Raw genomic sequence first — 5,416 nt, 5'->3', positions numbered from 1 at the left:
ACCGTGTTCTGCCTGCATCCCCACCAGACGGCATACGTCGTGCCCGCCTCCGCCGTGACCGTCGTACCCGCGGAAGTGCCGGCGACGCGGGCCGTGCTCACCGGCGTCGTCGAGACGGCTGTGAACGCACTGTGGGACGCCGCCCCGCTGATCGGGGATCGGGTGGCTGTCGTCGGCGCGGGGATGGTGGGCTGCTGCGTGGCGCGGCTGATCTCCTGTTTCCCCGGCGTCTCCGTCACTCTGGTCGACATCGACCCACTCCGCGCCGAGGTGGCGTCGTCGCTGGGGGTGAACTTCGCCCTCGTTGAGCAGGCGCCCGGTGGCCGCGACCTGGTCGTCCACACGAGTGCCACGTCGGCCGGGCTCCAGCTGTCGCTCGACCTGCTCGCGTCGGAGGGCACGGTCGTCGAGCTGAGCTGGTACGGCGACGACGTGACCACGCTGTCCCTCGGAGGCAGCTTCCACTCGGGTCGCCTTACCGTCCGGGCCAGCCAGGTCGGCACGGTGGCCCCGTCACGAAGTGGCCGGCGCACGACCGCCGACCGGCTCGCGCTTGCCCTCGACCTGCTTCGCGACCCGGCCTTCGACGCCCTGCTGACCGGTGAGTCCCCCTTCGAGGAGCTTCCCGATGTGATGGCCAGGCTCGTCCGGGGGGAGCTGCCGGCTCTGTGCCACACGGTGACCTACGACACCGCGGAGGTGCCATGTTCGGCGTGACCGTCCGCGACCACATGATGGTGGCTCACAGCTTCGATGGTGAGGTCTTCGGCCCCGCCCAGCGGTTGCACGGCGCGACGTTCGTCGTGGACGCGACGTTCCGTGGCGACACCCTGGACGACGACGGCATCCTGGTCGACATCGGTCGGGCGGCCGACGAGCTGCGTAGCGCGGTGGCCGACCTGAGCTATCGGAACCTCGACGACGAACCGGAGTTCGCCGGCACCAACACCACCACCGAGGTGCTCGCGAAACATCTGGCCGACCGGCTCGCCGAGCGTGTTCGTGCGGGCGCTCTCGGCCCCTCTGCGCGGGTGACCGGTCTCGTCGTGACGCTGCACGAGTCACACATCGCTTGGGCGAGCTACGAGCGGGTCCCGTGAACCGGACGCGAACGGTGCACGTGGTGGTCCCGGAAGGGATCGAGGACCCGCTGCGGCCGAGTGGCGGCAACACCTACGACCGGCGACTCTGCCAGAACCTGGTGGCCGTCGGCTGGTCTGTGCGTACGCAGGCCGTGGCCGGGGCCTGGCCGCGGGTAGGGGAGGCGTCACGCCTTGCGCTGGAGGAGACAATCGGAGCTGTTCCGGACGGATCCGTCGTGTTGGTCGACGGTCTGGTCGCCTCCGCTGTCCCGGAGGTCCTGGTGCCTGCATCCCGGCGGCTGCGACTGGTGGTCCTGTTACACATGCCGATCGGCCACCGGGACGGCCGCGACGATGCTCTCGAGCACGAGCGGGCCGTCCTCTGCGCGTCGGCCGCGGTGGTCGCCACGAGCGGCTGGTCCCGCCAATGGGTACTCGCGGCGTACAGCCTGGACCCAGCGCGGGTTCATGTCGCCCACCCCGGCGTCGATCCCGCCGAGCGGGCGGTCGGCAGCGGCAGCGGCAGCAACCTCCTTTGCGTGGGCGCGGTGACGCCCGGCAAGGGCCACGACGTGCTGCTGGCGGCCCTGACCCGGATCGCCGACCTGACCTGGCGATGCCTGTGCGTCGGCGCGCTGACCCGGGAGCCCGCCTTCGTCGCGGAGCTGAGGGGTGGCATCCGCACCGCGGGCCTCGACGGCCGCTTCGTGCTGACCGGCCCTCGCACGGGGCGCGAGCTCGAAGCGTCGTACTCCGCGGCCGATGCTCTCGTGCTCGCCAGCCGCAGCGAGACCTACGGCATGGTCGTCACTGAGGCGTTGGCGCGGGCGCTGCCGGTGCTGGCCTCCGACGTGGGCGGGGTTCCGGAGGCGCTCGGCGTGGCCACGGACGGGCGGCGGCCGGGCCTACTCCTGCCGCCCGGTGACGACCATGCGCTCGCCGGCTCGTTGAGGCGTTGGTTGTGTGACCCGGCCCTGCGCAGCGGCCTCCGCGACGCGGCCAGTCACCGTCGAGCTGGGCTGACCGGCTGGTCGGAAACCGCTGACCGGGTAGGTCGCGTCCTGGTGAAGGTGGCCGCATGAGCCGGTCCGCGTGGAGGTCCGTGCGCCTTGCCGTCGGTGCGGCGGTCCTCGGTGCGGTGCTGTGGCGGACGGGGACCGGTCCCTTCGTCGGCGGCCTCCGCTCGCTCGACCTGTGGACGCTCGCACTCGGCGCGGCCCTCGCGGTTCCGGTCACCATTGCGTGCGCGTGGCGCTGGCATCTTGTCGCGAGGGAGCTGGGCGTCGGGGTCGACATGGGGCCCGCGGTGGCCTCCTGCTACCGCGCCCAGTTCCTCAACACGACCCTGCCGGGCGGGATCGTCGGTGATGTGCACCGCGGCGTGCGCCACGGGCGGGACGCAGGCGACGCAGGACGCGGACTGCGGGCCGTCGTGTGGGAGCGGCTCGCGGGCCAGGTCGTGCAGGTCGCCATCGCGATTGTGGTCCTGCTGCTCCTCCCGTCGCCCGTGCGCTCGTCCGTGCCGGCGATGCTCGGCGTGCTGGCTGCGGGGTTCGTGGCTGCTGCCTTGGTGGTCCGGCAGGTTCCTCTGACCGGCCGGATCTCGTCAGTATCGCGGATGCTGCGAGCGGTGCGAGACGACGTTCGGTCCAGTCTCCTGGTCCGGCGCGTCTGGCCGGGAGTGGTGCTCGCCACGACGGTGGCCGTGGCGTTTCACCTCTCGACGTACTTCGTCGCGGCACGGGCTGTCGGCGTCACGACTTCCCCGTTGAAACTTCTCCCGTTGGCGCTACTCGTGCTCCTCGCGGCGGGGCTGCCACTGAACATCGCAGGCTGGGGACCGCGCGAGGGCATGGCCGCCTGGTCGTTCGGTGCCGCAGGTCTGGGTGCCGACCAGGGTGTCGCCACTGCTGTGGCGTACGGGGTCATTGTGCTCGTCGCCAACCTTCCCGGTGCGGTCGTCCTGGTGGTGGCATCGGGTCGTCGTGGCGACGTTCGCTCGGTGGAGCCATCGCCGTCGGGGCAGCCCCACGTCGCCGAGGGAGACCGGGCCCATGGGTGAGCGCCCCTACACGATCCTGAGCTGCGGCATGTCTCTCGACGGGTACCTCGATGCTGCCACGAAGGAGCGGCTGGTGCTGTCCAACGAAGTAGACCTCGAGCGGGTGGACGCAGTCCGCGCGCAGTGCGACGCGATCCTGGTAGGGGCCGCGACCGTGCGGAACGACAACCCGCGCCTGCTCGTGCGCGAACCCGCGCTGCGTCAGCAGCGAAAGGCTCGCGGGCTGCGGGAGTCGCCGATGAAGGTGACCATCACGGGGCATGCCGATCTGGACGCGTGCAGCAAGTTCTTCGTGACCGGGGACAGTGAGAAGCTCGTCTACTGCGCCAGTCGGTCTGTCCCGAACGCGCACCAGCGGCTCGGTGCGGTGGCGACCGTGATCGACGGTGGCCAGCCGGTGGACCTCTCGCAGGTGGTGAAGGACCTGCACGACCGCGGCGTTCGACGGCTGATGGTCGAAGGTGGCGGACGGGTCCACACCCAGTTCCTGACCGCCGACCTCGCCGACGAGCTGCACCTGGTGATAGCGCCGTTCTTCGTCGGAAACTCGCGCGCGCACCGCTTCGTCGGTGACGGCGCGTTCCCCTGGAATCCCGGCCACCGGGCCCACCTCGCGGAGACCCGGCAGATCGGAGACGTGGTGCTGCTGCGCTACGCCTTGTCCTCGCGGTTCGTCGCGACATCCTGAGAAGGAGCACCGCGTGCTGTCACCAGTCACACCCGCCACCGTCCGCGGCCAGATCCAGGTGCCGCTGCGCCTCGACGACGGCTACGTCACGAACGCCCGGGTGATCGGTTTCGAAGGCCTCTGTGACGGACGAGAGCACGTCGCGCTCGCGCTCGGTGACCGCGCGGTGGACAGCCCCACCGGGACGGCGGCCGTCCCGCTGGTGCGGCTGCACAGCGAGTGCCTGACCGGGGATGTCTTCGGCAGCCAGCGCTGCGACTGCGGTCCGCAGCTGCGGGAAGCGGTCGAACGCATCTCCGACGCCGGTGGCTATTTGCTGTACCTGCGGCAGGAGGGGCGAGGCATCGGCCTGTACAACAAGCTCGAAGCCTACGCCTTGCAAGATGCGGGTCTGGACACCTACGAGGCGAACCTGGCCCTTGGTTTCGCGAAGGACGAACGTGACTACACCGTCGCGGCACAGATGCTGCTTGCACTAGGGGTAGACCAGCTCGATCTGCTCACGAACAACCCCGACAAGGCGGCACAGCTGCAAGCCGCGGGAATCCGCGTCAACAGCCGCGTGCCGACCGGGCTGCACCTGTCGCCTGTCAACGGCCGATACCTTGCGGCGAAAGCGTGGCGGGGACAACACTTTCTGGGCATCGCACATTCGTCACGTAGTGGGGATAGACCGAGGCGAAGCTGGTCGTGAAGGTCCTGCTCACTCATTTGAGCGTAGTACCGCGGCCAGCCAGGTGGTGATGGCGGCGCGGATCGCGGGTGCGTCCTTCTTCAGAGAGTGGTCGCCCGACACCACGACCAGGGTGATCCCGCTGGGCAGGGTCTTGGGTTGGCACGGTCACGGTCGTGAGCTCTGGAAGTCGGGACCTCTCAGGGCGGCCCGGCGGGTGTAGCGGGAAGGCCAGACACCACACCCCGGCTGCCCCGACGTCCCCAGCAGTCCGGCAGGCGACCCGGCCGCCGAATGAACGTCCGCCCACGATCAACGGGTCGGGCTGTCACGCGGAGCCGATCGCCTTGGACGTCACGGCGGCCCTGATGGCGGCGCACCGGGTCGGCACCCTCGCGACCGCGGCGCTCCAAGTCGGATGCGCCCAGCGCGGCCTCGACATGACGGTCGAGCACACCAAGCAGCGCGAGCAGTTCGGCCGCCCCATCGGCTCCTTCCAGGCGCTCAAGCACCGGATGGTCGACATGCTGGTCCGGTCCAGATGTCCCGCGCGGGCGCCTGGGCCGCCATCCAGGCCCACGTCAACGACGATGGCCGTCGCGGCCGAGACGATCCAGCTGCACGGCGGCATCGCGATCACCTGGGAGCACGACGCCCACTTGGTCTTCAAACGCGCCCAGGCCCTGCATCAGCTCTTCGGGTTGCCTCACCAGCAGCGGGCTCCGCTCCTCGGTTGATGACGTTTCCCACAGGACGCAGCCTCCCTCGATCCGTCCACAACTCGCTGGTCAGACGGTGAATTCGCCTTCCCAGCTCCGTAGATTCGACCCATGACCTCCCGCGCCGACTCCCTGCTCGATCGGGTCGGTCGGCGCGCCTTCGAACAAGCCCGGGCGGAGGCGCGGACGACG

Annotated in this window: 8 protein-coding genes; 7 read left to right on the top strand and 1 reads right to left on the bottom strand. The window is 70.1% G+C overall.

Features of this window, described 5'->3' with window-relative positions; genetic code table 11:
* The 6 genes from ACRDPN_RS11980 to ACRDPN_RS11955 all read left to right on the top strand — a co-directional run.
* Positions 1-717: zinc-dependent alcohol dehydrogenase (locus tag ACRDPN_RS11980; protein ID WP_431448075.1), on the top strand; the 717-nt coding region annotated here is incomplete at its 5' end.
* The gene (locus ACRDPN_RS11975; protein WP_431448072.1) at positions 705-1,100 is read left to right on the top strand and encodes a 6-pyruvoyl trahydropterin synthase family protein; all 396 of its coding nucleotides are present in this window, start codon (positions 705-707) and stop codon (positions 1,098-1,100) included. The genes ACRDPN_RS11980 and ACRDPN_RS11975, both read left to right, overlap by 13 nt.
* A complete protein-coding gene (locus ACRDPN_RS11970; protein WP_431448069.1) occupies positions 1,097-2,164 on the top strand; it encodes a glycosyltransferase family 4 protein in 1,068 nt (355 codons plus the stop codon). Before ACRDPN_RS11975 ends, ACRDPN_RS11970 begins: the two co-directional genes overlap by 4 nt.
* The gene (locus ACRDPN_RS11965) at positions 2,161-3,144 is read left to right on the top strand and encodes a lysylphosphatidylglycerol synthase transmembrane domain-containing protein (protein WP_431448066.1); all 984 of its coding nucleotides are present in this window, start codon (positions 2,161-2,163) and stop codon (positions 3,142-3,144) included. Before ACRDPN_RS11970 ends, ACRDPN_RS11965 begins: the two co-directional genes overlap by 4 nt.
* A complete protein-coding gene (locus ACRDPN_RS11960; protein ID WP_431448063.1) occupies positions 3,137-3,832 on the top strand; it encodes a RibD family protein in 696 nt (231 codons plus the stop codon). Before ACRDPN_RS11965 ends, ACRDPN_RS11960 begins: the two co-directional genes overlap by 8 nt.
* Before the next feature lie 13 nt (positions 3,833-3,845).
* Positions 3,846-4,526, top strand: a complete 681-nt coding sequence (locus ACRDPN_RS11955) for a GTP cyclohydrolase II (protein ID WP_431448060.1) — start codon at positions 3,846-3,848, stop codon at positions 4,524-4,526.
* Positions 4,527-4,539: 13 nt separating this feature from the next.
* On the opposite strand, the gene ACRDPN_RS11950 is transcribed toward ACRDPN_RS11955, so the two are convergent.
* Positions 4,540-4,815, bottom strand: coding sequence for an alpha/beta family hydrolase (locus ACRDPN_RS11950; protein ID WP_431448057.1), 276 nt, complete (start codon positions 4,813-4,815; stop codon positions 4,540-4,542).
* A gap of 37 nt (positions 4,816-4,852) precedes the next feature.
* Between ACRDPN_RS11950 and ACRDPN_RS11945 the strand changes: the two genes are divergently transcribed.
* Positions 4,853-5,242 carry an acyl-CoA dehydrogenase family protein gene (locus ACRDPN_RS11945; RefSeq protein WP_431448054.1) on the top strand — a complete coding sequence of 130 codons (390 nt, stop codon included), beginning with the start codon at positions 4,853-4,855 and terminating at the stop codon, positions 5,240-5,242.
* Positions 5,243-5,416: the final 174 nt, after the last annotated feature.

Source organism: Aeromicrobium sp. (assembly GCF_050700635.1).
Taxonomy (GTDB): domain Bacteria; phylum Actinomycetota; class Actinomycetes; order Propionibacteriales; family Nocardioidaceae; genus Aeromicrobium.
The sequence above is the reverse complement of the archived record's forward strand: the minus strand, read 5'-3'. Positions and strand labels throughout refer to the sequence as shown.